1 protein-coding gene is annotated in these 1,056 nt (G+C 58.9%); it reads right to left on the bottom strand.

Annotated features, from left to right (window positions below):
• Nucleotides 1-1,056, bottom strand: a 1,056-nt coding sequence (locus VRK_RS21250; protein WP_197413076.1) for a VCBS domain-containing protein, incomplete at both ends; no start/stop codon positions are given.

The following is a 1,056-nucleotide window of genomic DNA, read 5'->3' on the forward strand; positions in this document are numbered from 1 at the left end:
GGTAAACACCAGCGCCTGACCATCCGGTAAATCGACATCGGTCGCCGTGATACTGCCGGTAATCGTCGCATCTTCGGCGACGACGGCTACCGCCGCTTGCGCCACCGGTGCGTCATTGGTGCCAATCACAGTAATAGTTAAGGTGGTGGTATCCGTCGCACCGCGATCATCGGTCACGGTGACCGGAACAGTAATCACCTGTTTTTCACCCGTGCTCAGCGCATCATAACCAGAGGCATCAAACCGGTAAGTTCCGTCGGCATTGAGGGTCAGGCCGGGGACGGTCGAGTCGGTGGTAAACACCAGCACCTGACCGGCCGGTAAATCGACATCGGTCGCGGTAATACTGCCGCTAATGGTCGCATCTTCGGCGACGACGGCCACAGCGGCCTGAGCCACCGGGGCGTCATTGGTGCCAATCACGGTAATGGTTAAGGTGGTGGTATCCGTCGCACCGCGATCATCGGTGACGGTGACAGGTACGGTAATCACCTGTTTTTCACCGGCGCTCAGCGCGTCATAACCGGAAGCGTCAAACCGATAAGTCCCGTCGGCATTGAGGGTCAGGCCGGTCACATTGGACTCGGTGCTGAAGGTCAGACTGGCGTTATCAGGTAGATCGACATCGGTTGCGGTAATACTGCCGGTAATCGTCGCATCTTCGGCGACGACGGCTACCGCCGCTTGCGCCACCGGCGCATCATTGGTACCAGTCACGGTAATGGTGAGTGTCGTGGTTGCGGTGGCGCCCTGATCGTCAGTGACGGTTACCGGCACCTCGATGATCTGGGTCTCGCCTGCGCTCAGTGCATCATAACCGGAGGCATCAAAGCTGTAAGAGCCGTCAGCGTTCAGCGTCAAACCGTCCACGGTGGATTCCGTGCTGAAGGCCAGCGTCGCATCCGCCGGTAAATCCACATCCGTGGCGGTCACACTACCAGTTATGGTGGCATCTTCAGTCACCGACGCGGTGGCTGCCTGTGCAACCGGGACATCATTGGTACCGGTCACGGTAATGGTTAACGTGGTGGTTGCGGTGGCGCCCTGATCGTCAGT

The sequence above is a fragment of the Vibrio sp. MEBiC08052 genome (assembly GCF_001506075.1).
Taxonomy (GTDB): domain Bacteria; phylum Pseudomonadota; class Gammaproteobacteria; order Enterobacterales; family Vibrionaceae; genus Vibrio.